Annotated in this window: 13 protein-coding genes; 6 read left to right on the top strand and 7 right to left on the bottom strand. The window is 69.6% G+C overall.

What is annotated here, in order from left to right; translation table 11 throughout:
* Positions 1-32: 32 nt before the first annotated feature.
* The 5 genes from AC1D2H_RS15005 to AC1D2H_RS14985 all read right to left on the bottom strand — a co-directional run bounded on the left by AC1D2H_RS15005 (position 33) and on the right by AC1D2H_RS14985 (position 5738).
* On the bottom strand, positions 33-2354 hold the full coding sequence (locus AC1D2H_RS15005) for a carbohydrate binding family 9 domain-containing protein (RefSeq protein ID WP_478011514.1): 2322 nt from the start codon (positions 2352-2354) through the stop codon (positions 33-35).
* 223 nt (positions 2355-2577) lie between these two features.
* A complete protein-coding gene (locus tag AC1D2H_RS15000) occupies positions 2578-3351 on the bottom strand; it encodes an SDR family oxidoreductase (RefSeq protein WP_478011513.1) in 774 nt (257 codons plus the stop codon).
* Between the two features lie 163 nt (positions 3352-3514).
* On the bottom strand, positions 3515-4165 hold the full coding sequence (gene lptC, locus AC1D2H_RS14995) for an LPS export ABC transporter periplasmic protein LptC (RefSeq protein ID WP_477927526.1): 651 nt from the start codon (positions 4163-4165) through the stop codon (positions 3515-3517).
* A 5-nt stretch (positions 4166-4170) separates the two neighbouring features.
* Complete coding sequence (locus AC1D2H_RS14990; protein ID WP_477927528.1) at positions 4171-4752, bottom strand: KdsC family phosphatase; 582 nt, start codon at positions 4750-4752, stop codon at positions 4171-4173.
* A complete protein-coding gene (locus AC1D2H_RS14985) occupies positions 4752-5738 on the bottom strand; it encodes a KpsF/GutQ family sugar-phosphate isomerase (RefSeq protein WP_477927530.1) in 987 nt (328 codons plus the stop codon). The genes AC1D2H_RS14990 and AC1D2H_RS14985 overlap by 1 nt, the downstream gene beginning before the upstream one ends.
* 140 nt (positions 5739-5878) lie before the next feature.
* Here AC1D2H_RS14985 and AC1D2H_RS14980 point away from each other — a divergent pair, with 140 nt between their 5' ends.
* A complete protein-coding gene (locus AC1D2H_RS14980) occupies positions 5879-6583 on the top strand; it encodes a phosphatase PAP2 family protein (RefSeq protein WP_478011512.1) in 705 nt (234 codons plus the stop codon).
* On the opposite strand, the gene AC1D2H_RS14975 is transcribed toward AC1D2H_RS14980, so the two are convergent.
* Positions 6561-7265, bottom strand: coding sequence for an Hcp family type VI secretion system effector (locus AC1D2H_RS14975; RefSeq protein WP_477927534.1), 705 nt, complete (start codon positions 7263-7265; stop codon positions 6561-6563). The genes AC1D2H_RS14980 and AC1D2H_RS14975 overlap by 23 nt on opposite strands.
* Before the next feature lie 151 nt (positions 7266-7416).
* Here AC1D2H_RS14975 and AC1D2H_RS14970 point away from each other — a divergent pair, with 151 nt between their 5' ends.
* The 5 genes from AC1D2H_RS14970 (at position 7417) to AC1D2H_RS14950 (ending at position 14251) form a co-directional block, all read left to right on the top strand.
* A complete protein-coding gene (locus AC1D2H_RS14970; protein ID WP_477927536.1) occupies positions 7417-9195 on the top strand; it encodes an FAD-dependent oxidoreductase in 1779 nt (592 codons plus the stop codon).
* 79 nt (positions 9196-9274) lie between these two features.
* Complete coding sequence (locus AC1D2H_RS14965) at positions 9275-11110, top strand: 2-oxoacid:acceptor oxidoreductase subunit alpha (RefSeq protein ID WP_478011511.1); 1836 nt, start codon at positions 9275-9277, stop codon at positions 11108-11110.
* Complete coding sequence (locus tag AC1D2H_RS14960) at positions 11107-12159, top strand: 2-oxoacid:ferredoxin oxidoreductase subunit beta (protein WP_478011510.1); 1053 nt, start codon at positions 11107-11109, stop codon at positions 12157-12159. Before AC1D2H_RS14965 ends, AC1D2H_RS14960 begins: the two co-directional genes overlap by 4 nt.
* A gap of 10 nt (positions 12160-12169) precedes the next feature.
* Positions 12170-12661, top strand: a complete 492-nt coding sequence (locus AC1D2H_RS14955) for a hypothetical protein (protein WP_478011509.1) — start codon at positions 12170-12172, stop codon at positions 12659-12661.
* 99 nt (positions 12662-12760) lie between these two features.
* Entirely contained in the window at positions 12761-14251 is a 1491-nt protein-coding gene (locus AC1D2H_RS14950) for a sulfatase-like hydrolase/transferase (RefSeq protein WP_478011508.1), read from the top strand.
* Here the strand turns inward: AC1D2H_RS14950 and AC1D2H_RS14945 are convergent.
* On the bottom strand, positions 14248-15450 hold the full coding sequence (locus AC1D2H_RS14945; protein WP_478011507.1) for an erythromycin esterase family protein: 1203 nt from the start codon (positions 15448-15450) through the stop codon (positions 14248-14250). The two genes, AC1D2H_RS14950 and AC1D2H_RS14945, sit on opposite strands and share 4 nt — an antisense overlap.
* Between the last annotated feature and the right edge of the window lie 23 nt (positions 15451-15473).

Genomic DNA, 15473 nt, shown 5'->3' with positions numbered 1-15473 from the left:
TCTAGGGCCTGGTGGCACTAAGGCCACGGGCCCTAGTAGCCGAGAGTCGCTTTCGCGAAGAGTTCGTTCGCCCGCACGCCGCCCGGCTGCTCGCGGGCCCGGTTCAGGCCCAGGCTGAGGATGCGGCTCAGGCCGACGCGGTGCTGGAACATCAGGGACAGCACCCGCCCCCTGTCATCCTGGGCCGCCAGTTGCGTGCCGGCGTCGTCGCGGCGGTTGAAGCGGGTCTGCTGATGGATGAGGCGCACCGAGTCGCGGGGGCTCAGGTGCAGCACGACCAGGCTCTGGGCGCTGCGGTCGGTGAAGGCGCGGCGGCCGTCGGGCGCGTCGACCCAGGCCAGCCCCAGGCGCTGCTCCAGCTCCAGCCACAGCCCTGAACCCAGGAATGACGGCAGCGGCAGGCGCATCTGGGCCTGGGTCTGAACCTGGGCCCCGAGGCCGACGCGATCGGCGTCGACGTCCAGGCGCCGGCCCCATTCGACCTCGGCGTTGACGTAGTTCAACACCTCACCGGGATTGGATTCCATGCCGAGCACAAGGGTTCGCGTCGGGTGCAAGCGGCCGCCGCTCCTGGCGCGGTGGCTGTCCATGCCGACATGGCCCCAGACGCCGGTGTTGCGGGCGCTGGCGAACCAGAAGCCCGGCTGAAAGAGCCGGTCAACGACCTGACCCGCGGCGACGCCCAGCAGCGGGTCGGCCAGGGTGCGCGTCTCCTGGGCTTTCAGCTGGATCTCGTGGTCGTGCATGTCGATGCCGGCGAACTCCCGCGGGCCCATGCGCAGATAGCCGAAGGCCGACGCGCGGCGCACGCCGCTCTGGCTGACGAAGCCGTTGTCGTTGGCGAAGCGCGGGCTGATCTCCTCGACGTTGACGTTGGCGACCCAGTTCGCGTCGCGGTGGCGCCAGGCCGCCCAGGCGCGGTGGCCGCGCTCGGGGGCCACGCGCAGCACCTGGCCATTGGCGTCGAGGCCCAGGGTCGTGTCCGACAGCAGCAGGTGGCCGCGCCATTGGTCACTGTCGCCGGCGCGCCAGACGCCGTCGCTGCCGACGACGCGGGTCGTCAAGCCGTTGCCGAAGTCGCGCAGCGACACCAGGCCCGCCAGGCCCAGGCCACCAAGCTGCGTGCGGCCACGCGCGAAGCTGGCCTGCGAGCCGCGCGGTTGCACGCCACTGCGCGTCGCGAAGGCACCGGCACGCAGCAGGGTCCCGCCGCCGGCGTCACGCAGGTGCAGGGCCGTGGCCTCGGCGCCGGCGCCGCGCCAGGTGGCGCGCAGGCCCCAGTCGGGGTCGGTGATGGCGCGCGTGTAGAAGGCCGCGAGGCTGCGGTTCTCGCCCGATTCATCCGGCTGGGTCGGACCGACGACGTCGGCGCTCTCCAGGAAGAAGGGGCGCTTCTCGGGCACGCTCAGCGCAAAGCGGGTGTTGCCGGCGAGCTGGGGCGCGTCGATCTCGACCTGGGAGAAGTCGGGGTTCAGCGTCGCGTCGATGACCCAGTCGGCGCGTGGCCGCCACTTGAACTCGGCACCCAGCGAGGCCTTGCGCGAGCGGCGCGTGCCGTCAGCGTCGCTGCTGTCGCGCGTGCTACGCAGCGTCAGTTCGGGGCGAAAGCTGATGAAGCTGCGCTCGCGCACCTGTTCGACGAGGTCTCCCAGCGCGTCCAGCGGCTGCAGTTCCGCGATGAAGCTCAGCGCATCCTTGGTCAGGGCGGGCGAGCTGACGTTGAGGGTGCGGTCCTCGCGCGGGATGTTGCGCGCGACCATGACGCGCCAGGGCGCGCCACCGGCATGCGGGAACCTGAGCGCGGCGAGCGGCCAGCGCAATTCGATGCTGTAGCCATCAGGCAGCCGAGTGGCGGCGGCGTCGATGTCGAAGTCGGGCGCCGAATCCTCGGTGTCCTCCTCGGCGGCGAACAGCCCGTCCTCGACGCCGCCGGCCGCGCTGACGCGCACGTACTGCGCCGTGCGCCGGTGGCCCACGGGGTCGATGAAGACGGCGATGAAGTCCTGGTCGGCCTTGACCTGATCGCGCCGCGCCAGCGGTGCGCGGATGCGGCCCGGCTCGGGATCCCAGGCGCGGATGCCGAAGACCAGGGCGTCCTCGGTGACGAGGACCTGCACGGTGGTGCGCCAGCGCGCCGCCTGCTTGTCGGCGGGCAGGAATTGCGCGAAGCGTTCGTAGACCGGGGCGCGTTGCCAGGCGGTGTCGTCGAGGCGTCCATCGATGACGGGTGCGGCCTCGCCGGTGGTGAGGCGCAGCGCGGTGGGGTGGGCAAGTTCGGGGGCGTTGCCCCAGGCGGGCAGGGCCAGGGCGCAAAGGCCCAGGGCAAGGCCCGGGCCAAGAAGGCGGAATGTCATGACGTGGTCCGAGATCGGCCGCCATGCAGGCGGCTGCGGGGATCAATGGGCTGGCGCAGTCGATCGACGTTGCGGCAGCCAGCGAGCGGCGCTGAAGCGATGTTCAGCGCGCGGGCTTAGCAGGGGTGAAGCACCTTGGCCATGATGTCCTCCTCAGCTGCGTCGGGCAGCTCTCGGTCCGAAGGCGCGCAGTGTAGCCACGGCACGCGGGCTGTGAACAGCCCTATTCGCTCGCCCGTTTCTTGCGCGGCCGGCTCCCTAACGCACGGTCATAGAGCCAGTTGGGCAGCAGGCGCAGCAGCTTGGCCATCACGCCCATCTGCCAGGGGATGACGCGGTAGCTGACCTGGGCGCGGATGGTGCGCACGGCTTGGTCGGCGAAGTCCTCGACCTGCATCAGGAAGGGCATGGAATAGCGGTTGCCGCGCGTCAACGGCGTGTCGATATAGCCCGGCAGGATCGTGACGACACTGACGCCGAAAGGCCGGCATTCGCCGCGCAGGCTTTCGCAGTAGGCGACGACGGCCGACTTGCTGGCGCAGTAGGCGCCATGCCCCGGCAGGCCGCGGATGGCGGCCACGCTGGCGATGCCGACCAGCGTGCCCGAGCGGCGCTCGTTCATCGCCGCGACGAAGGGGTGGAAGGTGGCGGCGAGGCCGACGTTGTTGGTCTCGAAGGTGCGGCGCATCACTTCGAGATCGTCGAAGTGGGCCGTGTCCATGCCGATGCTGATGCCAGCGTTGGCGATGACGACGTCGGGCAGACCCTGGGCGGCGATGCACTCGCGGCCGATGCGGGCCATGGCGTCGAGGTCGGCCACGTCGGCGCCATAGACCTTGAAGCGCCCGGCGTCGAGCTTCTGCTCGGCCGCCCAGCGCTCGACCTCGGTGGTGCGCCGTGCCACCAGGGCCAGGCGGGCGCCGTCGCGGTAGTAGCGCAGCGCCAGGGCCTGGCCGATGCCGCTGGAGGCGCCGGTGATGAAGACCAGTTCAGTCATGTGAGCCCCTCGTCTCGCGGGTACGCGCGCCGGCCTTGCAGGCCGCGCCTCGGCGGGTGCCGCGGCTCTTCGGCAGGCACATGCCGCCCACTGGGCGCCATGTGTCCGGCCTCAGCCCCCGCGGGGATGCAGCGCCGGCTTGGGGCGGCCCGGCGCTCGGCGCTCATTTGCCGCCCTTTGCCGAGATCTGTCCCTGGGCCTTGCCGGTGAAGCTGACCTGGCCGGTCAGGTGGCGGTATTCGAAGTTCTGTGCGTTCAGCGTCGAGCCGCCCTGGCGGATGGTGACGGGCAGGTGGGAGCGCAGCACTTCGCTGTTGGACAGGGCCTGCAGGAACTCGCCGCGCACCTCGAGCTGGGCCGGTGCGTTCTCGCCGGCACCGGGTGGCAGGCGGCGCAGATGCACATTGCCCATCAGCTGCATGTCGCTGCCGTCGCCATTGCTGATGGCGCGCTTAGCCTCGGCGATGGCCAGGCTGCCGTCGGGTGCGATGGCGCGCACGCGTGCCTGGTCGATCTCGACGGTGTCGGTGTCCGGGTAGTGGCGCAATTCGGCGCCGGCGATCTGCACATGCAGGCGGCCATCGGCGGCGATGCGCTGGATCTCGAAGTTGGCCATGCGGTAGTCCGGCACATGACGCAGCGGCGCGACCTCACCCGGCGCATCGATCAGCGGCGTGTTCTTCACCAGCCACCAGGTGCCGCTGGCGAGCACGGCCATCAGCAGCAGCGGCAGATAGTTGGACAGCAGGGTCTGCGCCCGCCACAGCAGCGGCCGGGACTTTTGACGACGTGGAGCGGGAGCGGGCAGGGCCACTGGAGTCACGGGGTCTTGCCCCCATCCAGCGTGTCGTGATGCGCATTGAGCAGGCGCTCGTAGTGGCCGGCCGCCATCAGCAGCACGTCGCAGTACTCGCGCGCGGCGCCATGGCCGCCGGCAGCCTGGGTGACGTGGTGGGCGATGGCCAGCACCTCGGCGTGGGCGCCGGGCGGGGCGCAGGCGAAGCCGGCGCGCAGCATCAGCGGCAGGTCGGGCCAGTCGTCGCCCATGACGGCGACCTCGTCCCAGCTGGCGCCCAGTTGGGCCAGCAGCGGCTCGGCGGCGGCCAGCTTGTCCTTCACACCGTAGAGGGCATGCGACAGGCCGAGGTCGGCGACGCGACGGCGCACGGCCGGGCTGTCGCGGCCGGTGATGATGACCGGCGTGATGCCCGCCTGCTGCAGCGACTTCAGGCCATGGCCGTCCAGCGTGTGGAAGGCCTTGAACTCCTCGCCGCGCTCGCTGATGTAGATGCGGCCGTCGGTCAGCACGCCGTCGACGTCGAAGATGGCGAGCTTGATGGCCAGGCCGCGGCCTTGCGCCTTGACGAGGAGTTCGGGCGGGAATTTCAGTGCGGGCTGCATCAGATCACTTTCGCGCGCATCAGGTCGTTGATGCTGATGGCGCCCAGCAGGCGCTGCTCGGCATCGACGACGAGGACGACGGTGATGCGCGCGGCTTCCATCAGGTCGGCCGCATCGACGGCCAGCGCCTCGGCGCCGACGGTGCGCGGCTTGGCGTGGGCGACCTCGGCGGCGGTGAGGGCGCGCAGGTCGCGGCCCTGCTCGACGAGGCGGCGCAGGTCGCCGTCGGTGAAGATGCCCTGGACGCGGTCCTCGGCATCGACGATCACCGCCATGCCCAGGGCCTTGGCGCTCATCTCGCGCATCAGGTCGGTGAAACCCATGTCGGCCGCCACGCGTGGCAGGGCGTCGCCGCTGCGCATCAGGTCGCGCACATGGGTCAGCAGCTTGCGGCCCAGGGCGCCGCCGGGGTGGGAGCGGGCGAAGTCCTCGGCCTTGAAGCCGCGCGCATCCAGCAGCGCCACGGCCAGCGCGTCGCCCAGGGCCATCTGGGCCGTGGTGCTGGCCGTGGGGGCGAGCTGCAGCGGGCAGGCCTCCTCGGCGACGGCGCTGTCGAGCACGACGTCGGCATGGGCCGCGAGGCTGGATTCGGCGCGGCCGGTCATCGCGATGATGGGAATGCCCAGGCGCTTGAGGACGGGCAGGATGGCGTTGAGCTCGTCGCTCTCGCCGGAGTTGGACAGGGCCAGCACGACGTCGCCGCCGGTGACCATGCCGAGGTCGCCATGGGCGGCCTCCGCCGGATGGACGAAGAGGGCGGGCGTGCCGGTGGAGGCCAGCGTGGCGGCAATCTTGCGGCCCACATGGCCGCTCTTGCCCATGCCCATGACGGCGACGCGGCCACGGCAGGCCAGCACCAGCTCAATGGCGCCCGCAAAGGCGTCGCCCAGGCGGGGCACCAGCTCGGCGAGGGCGCGGGCCTCGACCTCGAGCGCCTGACGGCCGATGCGCACGGCGCGCTCGGCGGCAAAGACGGGAGAACTCATGCGGCCAGTGTAGACAAGCGCTTGCGCGGCGTAACCGGCGTGATTTCCGGCCGCCTGGCGAGGCTATTGGGGTCTGCACGGGTGCGATTTGCCAGCCAGCAGCAAGCCAAACCCCTGCGCTCTCAACACAATGGGCGGCTATGCAGACCGAGCTGTTAGACCGCCCCGTGCGCGCCAGGGCCCTGCCGGCTGGCACCCTGGCGATGGGGATGGCCCTGCTGGCGCTGCTGGCCTGGGACTTGAGCCACCTCGACCTCTGGGCCGTGCGCCTGGCCGGGGACGCCAGCGGTTTTGCGCTGCGCGAGGCCTGGGTCACGCGCGTCCTCATCCACGAGGGCGGGCGCCTGGTCTCCTATGTCGCGATGGGCTTCATCGTCCTGCTCAATCTGCTGCCCCGGCTGCTGCCCGCACTGAGCCGGGCCGACCGGCGCTGGTGGCTGGTGACGACGCTGGTCTGCCTGGGCGTCATCTCCCTGATGAAGCGCGTCAGCCTGACGAGCTGCCCCTGGGACCTGGCCGAATTCGGCGGCGTGGCCCACTATGTTTCGCACTGGGTGCTGGGCACGCGTGACGGCGGGGGCGGGCATTGCTTCCCGTCCGGCCACGCGAGTGCCGCTTTCGCCTACTTGAGCGGCGGCTGGGCCCTGGCACGGGCCTACCCGCGCGCCGCCCGCGCCTGGGTGCTGGCCTGCGTGGGGCTGGGCGTCGTCTATGGCCTGGGGCAGATGCTGCGTGGCGCCCACTACCCCAGCCACACGATGTGGACGGCCTGGATCTGCTGGGCGGTGACGCTGGCCGCCGCCCAGGTTCGACCCTGGCGCTTCAGGCGCGCCGCCGCAGCCTGAGCCCCGCGAGGGCCGCCAGGCCACCCAGCAGCAGCAGGGCGTTCGCCGGTTCCGGCACGGGCGTGACCGCACCGGCGTCAAAGGCGATGCTGCCACCCGAGCCGAACAGTCCCATCAGCACGGTCTCGTCGCCGCTGAAGATGGCCGTGGACGAGTTGGTCTTGAGGTTGAAGCTGCCCTCCACCCAGGCCCCGAAGCCGCCCTTGTCGTCCTGCGGCCGGTAGCGCAGTTTCACGATCTCGCCCGAGGTCATGGAGGCGCTGGCGAAGAGGTCGCCCCCGCCGCCGCTGATGTGCAGGCTGCTGCCCAGCGTGTCGCTGAAGATCATCTGGAAGAAGGAGTCGTTGCGGCCGGCGGATACCTTGACCACGTCCAGCGTGACCGTCTTGACGTGCTTGCCCGACGCGACGGCGAGGAACCACTTGGGTGTCGAGACGTCGACATGCTGGGCCCAGGCCAGGTCGGAGAAGCTGGCCTTGCCGATGCCCCCGCTGCTGACCAGGGTCAGGCCCCAGGAAAAGCTTTCGATGTCGATCCAGTCCTTGTGGTCCTTGTCGGTCGACTCGCCGGGAATGCCGTCGATCTGCAGGAAATAGTCGTTGGCGGCCTGGGCGAGGCCCGCCGTGGCCAGACCGATGGCGAGCACCGCCACGCGCCAGGCCCGCTTGAAACCAGAAGCCATGTCGAATCTCCTTGCGCCCGAAATGGGCGCAGTGATGCTGAGCAGGAGCGGGGGCTCCCGCCATCCCCACGATGCAAAGGGTTTCCACAGAGTCGAGGAGGGAACGGGAGTCCTAGACTCGCCGCACAAAGCGCACCACGGAGGAGACACCGTGCAGCGGACCGATATCTCGGACCCGGCCTATTTCCACAAGGTCGTCGATTGCCAATGGGCCTGCCCGGCACACACGCCGGTGCCCGAATACATCCGCCTCATCGCGCAGGGGCGGCATGACGAGGCGTATTGGGTCAACTGGGTCAGCAACGTCTTTCCCGGCGTGCTCGGTCGCACCTGCGACCGGCCCTGCGAGCCGGCCTGCCGGCGCGGTCGCGTGGAAGAAAAGCAGGCGGCCAAGCCGGAGCCGGTCGCCATCTGCCGCTTGAAGCGCGTGGCGGCGGATAACAAGAGCGACGGTTTCCGCGCCATGATCCCCAAGCCCGCCGCGCGCAAGAACAAGCGCGTGGCCTGCGTGGGCGCGGGGCCGGCCTCGCTGGCGGTGGCGCGTGACCTGGCCCTGGAAGGCTATGCCGTCACCGTCTTCGACGGCGAGGCCAAGCCCGGTGGCTTCATCCGCACACAGATCCCGCGTTTCCGACTGCCCGAGCGCGTCATCGACGAAGAATGCGGTTACATCCTCGGCCTGGGCGTCGAGTGGCGCGCTGGCCAGCGCATCGATTCGATGAAGGCGCTGCTGGGGGAGGGTTTCGACGCCGTCTTTGTCGGCTGTGGCGCCCCGCGTGGCCGTGACCTGCCGCTGCCGGGCCGCCAGGAGGCCGCCGAGCAGATCCATATCGGCATCGACTGGCTGGCCAGCGTCAGCTTCGGCCACGTGACGAGCGTCGCGCCCCGCGTCATCGTGCTCGGTGGCGGCAACACGGCCATGGACTGCTGCCGCTCGGCGCGGCGTCTGGGGGCTTCGTCCGTCACCGTGACCGTGCGCAGCGGCTATGCGCAGATGAAGGCCTCGCCGTGGGAGAAGGAGGACGCCGAGCACGAGGGCATCCCCATCCTCGACTTCCATGTGCCGCTGGCCTTCGAGCATGTCGACGGCAAGCTGACCGGCATGCGCTTCAAGAAGGCACAGACCGGCGAGGAGATCGTCATCCCCTGCGACGAGGTGCTGATTGCCGTCGGCCAGGAGAACAGCTTCCCGTGGATAGAGCGCGACTCGGGCATCGCCTTCGACGAGCACGGCCTGCCGGTGCTCAACGCGCAGAGCTTCCAGTCCTCGCTGCCCCATGTCTTCTTCGGCGGCGACGCAGCCTTCGGACCGAAGAACATCATCACGGCCGTCGCCCACGGCCATGAGGCTGCCGTCAGCATCGACCGCCTGCTGCACGGCGAGCCGGTCACGCAGCGCCCGCCGCCCCATGTCAACCTCGTGTCCCAGAAGATGGGCATCCACGAGTGGAGCTATGACAACGCCATCACCAACGACCTGCGCAGCAAGGTGCCCTGGACGGCTGCCAACATCGCGCTGGCCAGCATCAAGGTCGAGGTCGAACTGGGCTTCGACGCCGCCACGGCCTTCAAGGAAGCGCAGCGCTGCCTGAACTGCGATGTGCAGACGGTCTTCGCGCCCAAGCTCTGCATCGAGTGCGATGCCTGCGTGGACATCTGCCCGATGGACTGCATCACCTTCACGGAGAACGGCGACGACCTGCGCGAGCGGCTCAACGCGCCGGCGCTGAACCTGATGCAGGACATCTATGTGGAGGGCGGCCTGAAGACCGGCCGCGTGATGGCCAAGGACGAGGACGTCTGCCTGCACTGCGGCCTGTGCGCCGAGCGCTGTCCGACGGGGGCCTGGGACATGCAGAAGTTCCTGCTGGTCACTGCCAAGGCGGGCGCGGCTTGCCGTGACACCACGACGCGCAAGGAGGTGGTATGACCGCGACCCCCACGCGCGCTTCGCGCACTGCCCCCCGAGGGGGCTCGGCCTCCCTAGGGGCGGCCCGTCGGGAGGCCGCATGAGCCGCATCGAAGCCGTCAACGATTTCGTCGTCAAGTTCGCCAACGTCAATGGTTCGGGCTCTGCCTCGGCCAACGAGCTGTTCGCGCGCGCCATCCTGCGCATGGGCGTGCCCGTCAGCCCGCGCAACATCTTCCCGAGCAATATCCAGGGCCTGCCGACCTGGTACGAGGTGCGCGTCTGCGAAGCCGGCTGGCTGGGCCGGCGCGGCGGCGTGGACCTGATGGTGGCGATGAACCCCCAGACCTGGGCCCAGGACCTGGCCGAGATCCAGCCCGGCGGCTATCTTTTCTATGACAGCACCAAGCCGATGCCGGCGAGCGCCTTCCGCCCGGACATCCACGTCATCGGCATGCCGGCCACGGCCATCTGCAACGCCACCTATGACGTGCCGCGCGAGCGCACGCTGTTCAAGAACATCCTGGTGCTGGGGGCGCTCAGCGAGCTGATGGGCATCGAGTCGGCCGTCATCGAGGGTCTGTTTGCCGAGCAGTACAAGGGCAAGGAGAGGTTGCTGGACTCCAATGTGCGGGCCCTGCATGCCGGCCGCGAGTTCGCGCGCGACCATCTGTCGGTGCAGCCCTTCGGCCTCAAGCTCAAGACCGCCAATGCCGTGGGCGACAAGATCTTCATGGAGGGCAATGCGGCCACGGCCCTGGGCTGCGTCTATGGTGGCGCCACCGTCTGCGCCTGGTACCCGATCACACCGTCATCGTCCGTCRCCGAGGCCTTCGAGAAATACGCGCTCAAGTTCCGCACCGACCCCGAGACCGGCGAGAAGCGCTACGCCATCGTGCAGGCCGAGGACGAGATCGCCTCCATCGGCATCATCACCGGCGCCGGCTGGAACGGCGCGCGCGCCTTCACCTGCACCTCGGGCCCCGGCGTGTCGCTGATGACGGAGTTCCTGGGCCTGGCTTACTTTGCCGAGATCCCCTTCGTCGTCATCGACGTGCAGCGCGGCGGCCCCAGCACCGGCATGCCCACGCGCACCCAGCAGGCCGACCTGCTCAGCAGCGCCTATGCCTCGCACGGCGACACCCAGCACGTGCTGCTGCTGCCCGAGGACCCGCGCGAATGCTTCGAGTTCGCCGCCGACGCGCTGGACCTGGCCGAGCGCCTGCAGACACCCGTCTTCCTGATGAGCGACCTCGACATCGGCATGAACCAGCGCCTGTGCGCGCCGCTGGAGTGGAACGACGAACGCCGCTACGACCGCGGCAAGGTCATGACGGCCGAGCAACTGGATGCCGGCAAGGAATTCGCCCGCTACAAGGATGTCGACGGTGACGGCATCCCCTGGCGTACGCTGCCCGGCACGCATGCGAGCAAGGGTGCCTATTTCACGCGTGGCACGACTCGCAATGAGCAGGCGATCTACTCCGAGCGCGGCGACGACTACGTCCGCAACGTCGAGCGCCTGCGCGCCAAGTTTGCGACCGCGGCCCTGCTCGCGCCCCAACCCCTGGTGCGCGCGGCGGTACAGAAGACGCGGCTCGGCGTCTTGTACTTTGGCTCCACGGCGCCGGCCATGGACGAAGCACTGGCTTCGCTGACCGAGGCCGGCATCCACATCGACGCGATGCGGCTGCGCGCCTACCCCTTCGCGCCCAGCGTGGCGGAGTTCATCGCCGCCCACGACGCCGTCTTCGTCGTCGAGCAGAACCGCGACGCGCAGATGCGCCGCATGCTGGTCAACGAGCTGGAGGTGGCGCCGCCTCAGCTCATCAAGGTGCTGCATTTCGACGGCACGCCCATCACGGCCCGCTTCATCACCGACGCGATCACGCGCCATGTCCATGCGCTGGCGACGGCCCCGAGGAGTGCCGCATGACCTATCTCGCCAAGCCCAAGCTGCACCACCCGAGTCTCACGAAGAACGCGGTTGGCTATACCCGCCGCGACTACGAAGGCAAGGTCTCAACACTGTGCGCCGGATGCGGCCACGACTCCATCTCCGGCGCCATCGTGCAGGCCTGCTGGCAACTGGACATCGAGCCGCACCGCGTCGCCAAGCTCAGCGGCATCGGCTGCTCCAGCAAGACGCCCGACTACTTCCTCGGCGCCAGCCACGGCTTCAACACGGTGCATGGCCGCATGCCCAGCGTGCTGACCGGCGCCTATCTGGCCAATCGCGAGCTGCTGTATCTCGGCGTGTCAGGCGACGGCGACTCGGCCTCCATCGGCCTGGGCCAGTTCGCGCATGCGATGCGGCGCGGCGTGCGCATGGTCTATATCGTCGAGAACAACGGCGTCTACGGCCTGACCAAGGGCCAGTTCAGCGCCACGGCCGACAAGGGCTCGGTGGCCAAGAAGGGCGCGACCAACAACGACACCGCCATCGACCTCGCGGCCCTCGCGCTGCAGCTCGGCGCCACCTTCGTCGCGCGCAGCTTCTCGGGCGACAAGACCCAGCTCGTGCCGCTCATCGAAGCCGCCATGCGTCACGGCGGCGCGGCCTTCATCGACGTCATCAGCCCCTGCGTGGCCTTCAACAACCACGCCGGCTCGACGCGCAGCTACGACCATGTCCGCGACCACAACGAGGCGCTGAACCGCATCGACTTCATCGACCTCGCCGCCGAGCAGGTCGTCGAGCACTCGCCCGACGTCATCGACGTGCCCCAGGCCGACGGCAGCACGCTGCGGCTGAGGAAGATGGCGCCCGACTACGACCCCACCGACCGCCTGAATGCGATGAACGCGATGCAGCTGCGCGCCGCGGCTGGCGAGATCGCGACCGGCCTGCTCTACGTCGACCCGGCGGCCAAGGATTGGCATGCGGCGCAGCGCACGGCGGCAGCCGCCTTGAACGCCCTTGGTGAAAAAGCACTCTGCCCGGGGTCGGCCGCCCTGGCAAAAATCAATGCCGGGCTGAGATGATGCGCGGGCCATGCGCCCACACCACCTCACCCTCCTCGCCGCCGCCCTCGTCCTGACCGCCTGTGCCAGTTCCAGCCAGGACAAGGTCACCAACGCCGCCACCACGCCGCTGAGCGACCTCAACGTCGTGCGTGCCGACATTCCGGAGGTGCTGAAGGCCGCGGCCGCCGCGCCCTATGCGATGCCGGCGGATGCCAGCTGTGGCGGCCTGGCGGCCGGTATCCGCGCGCTGGACGAAGTCCTGGGCCCGGACCTCGACGCGCCCCACACCAGCGGCAACACCGGCCTGCTGGACCGTGGCGAGGATGCTGCTACCGGTGCGCTGCAGCGCACGGCCGAGGGCGTCATTCCCTTCCGCGGCTGGGTGCGCAAGCTCAGTGGCGCCGAGCGCTATGCCCGCCAGGTCAGCGCAGCCATCACGGCCGGCGGCGTCAGGCGCGGCTATCTGCGAGGCCTCGCGGCCGCCAAGACCTGCACCGCTGCGCCGGCGAAGGCAGCCTGACTGGCACACGAACCGCGCACACAGTCCTTTGCTGAGCGCCAACGTTCAGCAAACCTTTGACTACGGGCCAGCAAAGCGGCGTCGGCAGACTCGCCGGCGATGCCTGCAGCCCGCCTTCTTTTTCGCTTTCTTCCCCGCATTCCGCCGCGCGCTGCCGTGCTGGCGGCTCTCGTCTTGCTGCTCTGGGCCGTCGTCGGCACGACTTGGTTCCTGCGCACCTATCTCGGGCTGGTGACTGCCGACCAGGTGCTCTATCACCTGCAGAACGGCGGCCTGGACTATGCCGACCCGCGCATGCTGTGGCGGGCCTGCCGCTGCCTGATGGCGGTGCTGGGGCTGACGGTGCTCAGCCTCTTCGCGCTCGGCCGCATGAAGCGCTGGCACGGCCGGCTGTTGCTGGCCCTGCTGGGCACGGGTGCTGTCGTGTCGGTCAATGCCACCGTCTCCGACCCCTGCCGGCCCGAGGCCGATGGCGGCGACTACCTGGCCCGTCACTACGTCGACCCTGGCCAGGTCAAGCTGCAGTTGCCGGCCGAGCGACCGGACGTCCTCGTCGTCTTCGTCGAGTCCCTCGACGAGGGCTACACCCGCCCGCGCGAACCGCGGGCGGCCCTGCTGCCGCGCCTGACGCGCATGCAGGACGACTTCCAGACCCTGGGTGAACTGCGCAACCTCAGCGGCGCGAGCTGGACGGTGGGCGGCATGTTCAGCGCGCTGTGCGGTGTGCCGCTGCAGCCCGTCGGCCTGATGAGCCACAACTCGCTGGAGTACAGCCGCCGTTTCTTCGAGGGCGGCCAGTGCCTGACCGACCTGCTGGCAGCCCGGGGCTGGGACATCAGCTTCTACGGCGGCGCCTCGCTGAAGTTCGCCGGCAAGGGCCGCTTCCTGGAGGACCACCACGTCGCACGCCGCTTCGGCGCCGAGCAATGGCAGCAGCGCGGCATTGCCGTACCGGCGGCGGGCTGGGGCCTGCTGGACAGCGACATGGTCGAGCAGGCCTGGGCCGACATGCAGCGCCCGCGCCAGGCCGACGCGGCGCGCATGAGCCTGCTGCTGACGGTCGATACCCATGGGCCCTCGGGCGCGCATGACCGCGGCTGCATTGCGGAGGCGGTTGCCGAGGATGATGACGATGAGCCGGCCGACGTCATGCGCGAGGCGCTGCGCTGCACCGACCGCGTCGTGGCCGGTCTGGTCGAGCGCTTCATCGCCGACCGCAATGGCCGTCCCAAGGTCGTCTGGATCATGGGCGACCACCTCAACCCCGAGCCCATGCTGAACGGCGAGCTGCTGCCCGAGGCCCATGGCCGTACCGTCTTCCACGCCTTGGCCCGCTATGACGCACAGGGGCGGGCGCTGCCGGCGGACGACCTGCAGCGCGAGTTCACGCATGTCGACATCCTGCCCACACTGGCCGAGGCCATCGGCCTGCGCTGGGCGGCCCATCCGCACCGGCTGGGCCTGGGCATGTCGCTGCTGGCCGGCCCGGCCCATGCCACGCTCGCCGAGCAAGACGGCATGGCCGTCGTCAATGGCCGGCTGTCCTGCCGCTCGCCGCTGTTCCAGCGGCTGTGGATGAAGGCGGCCTAGCGTTCCATCTTCACGGCATCCATGTCGCGGATGTAGAAGACACCATCCCATTGAGCGCCGAGGCCGATGCCGGTGCCCAGGGGCATGGTGTAGCCGAACTCCATGGCGCGCGCCGGCAGGCCGACCTTCAGCCGCGACGGCGCGTTCAGGAAGCCAAAGCCGGCCGGGTTGCCGGCGAAGGCCGCTTCCAGGCTGGGGGGATAGGCCGGCGGGATGCTTTGCACCTCGCCCGAGGCGAACTCCATGAAGCGGCCCTGCAGCGCCGTCAGGTTCAGCACGTAGTAGTCGCGGCCCAGCTTTTGGCCGAGGATGTCGCCGGCATAGCGGTGGCTGTCGTCGAACTTGACGCCGCGCGCGACGTGGATGGTGTGGGCCCAGATGACAGCCTTGCGGCCTGGGTAGACGCGCTCGAGCTGCCACAGCACGTTGTTCGCCATTTCGTGGTCGCGCTGATAGTCGCCGCGCCAGAAGCCGGCCGCCTGGGCCTGCAGGCCGGCCAGGCTGCGGCACAGCAGCTCATCGCCGCCGGCCTGGCACAGCGTCGCTTTCAGCCGCGCGGCCACTGCATCGAAGGTCTTCGCGTCGCCAGCCGACGGCGGCGTCCGGTCCATCTGCATCAGCTTGTCGGCCAGGCGCTCGAACACCGGCCAGTCGGCGGCATCGCCCTGCAAGCTGGCGCGCAGTCGCTTGGGCAATTCGCTGCGGCTCAAACCGCCGCTGAGCTGGCTGTCGATGCCCGACAGCAGCATGGGCTTCGGCCCCGCCTGCGCCTCGTCCAGATAGCGCAGCAAGGTTCGGCCGGCGTCGCTCTTGGAATACATATAGAAGACATTGCCCGGCGCCAGCGCATCGAGCTTCTCGCCGCGCTGCATGGCCTGCTGCAGCAGCGCGACGTCGAAGACGCCGCTCTCCAGCAGCAACACATCGAAGCCCCTCTTCTCGTGCAGATAGCGCACCAGCCGCGTCTTGAGTTCAAACTCCTGGCGGCCGCCGTGGGTCTGCTCGCCCAGGGCCACGACGCGGGTATTGCCGATGGCGTCCCCAAAGGCCTGCAGCTGCGCGTCGGTCAGCTCGGCCGCGGAGGTCGCCGGCATGCTTTTCATCTGGGCGCGCACCCAATCCAGCGAGCCCGTTTCGGCCGCCCGTGCGCCCGTCAGAGCCACCGTCAGCGCCGCCAGCGCCATCCATTTCCTGCTCATCGCCACTCCTTCAGTGCGCGGCA

This window comes from Roseateles sp. P1_C1_2 (genome assembly GCF_056406535.1).
Note: the sequence above shows the minus strand (reverse complement) of the source record. Positions and strands in the feature narration are given on the sequence as shown.

Excerpts from the sequence above, each read along its gene's own strand:
- AC1D2H_RS15005 (WP_478011514.1), bottom strand. The coding sequence starts at position 2,354 with ATGACATTCCGCCTTCTTGGCCCGGGCCTTGCCCTGGGCCTTTGCGCC.
- AC1D2H_RS15000 (WP_478011513.1), bottom strand. The coding sequence starts at position 3,351 with ATGACTGAACTGGTCTTCATCACCGGCGCCTCCAGCGGCATCGGCCAG.
- AC1D2H_RS14990 (WP_477927528.1), bottom strand. The coding sequence starts at position 4,752 with ATGCAGCCCGCACTGAAATTCCCGCCCGAACTCCTCGTCAAGGCGCAA.
- AC1D2H_RS14985 (WP_477927530.1), bottom strand. The coding sequence starts at position 5,738 with ATGAGTTCTCCCGTCTTTGCCGCCGAGCGCGCCGTGCGCATCGGCCGT.
- AC1D2H_RS14980 (WP_478011512.1), top strand. The coding sequence starts at position 5,879 with ATGCAGACCGAGCTGTTAGACCGCCCCGTGCGCGCCAGGGCCCTGCCG.
- AC1D2H_RS14975 (WP_477927534.1), bottom strand. The coding sequence starts at position 7,265 with ATGGCTTCTGGTTTCAAGCGGGCCTGGCGCGTGGCGGTGCTCGCCATC.
- AC1D2H_RS14960 (WP_478011510.1), top strand. The coding sequence starts at position 11,107 with ATGACCTATCTCGCCAAGCCCAAGCTGCACCACCCGAGTCTCACGAAG.
- AC1D2H_RS14955 (WP_478011509.1), top strand. The coding sequence starts at position 12,170 with ATGCGCCCACACCACCTCACCCTCCTCGCCGCCGCCCTCGTCCTGACC.
- AC1D2H_RS14950 (WP_478011508.1), top strand. The coding sequence starts at position 12,761 with ATGCCTGCAGCCCGCCTTCTTTTTCGCTTTCTTCCCCGCATTCCGCCG.
- AC1D2H_RS14945 (WP_478011507.1), bottom strand. The coding sequence starts at position 15,450 with ATGAGCAGGAAATGGATGGCGCTGGCGGCGCTGACGGTGGCTCTGACG.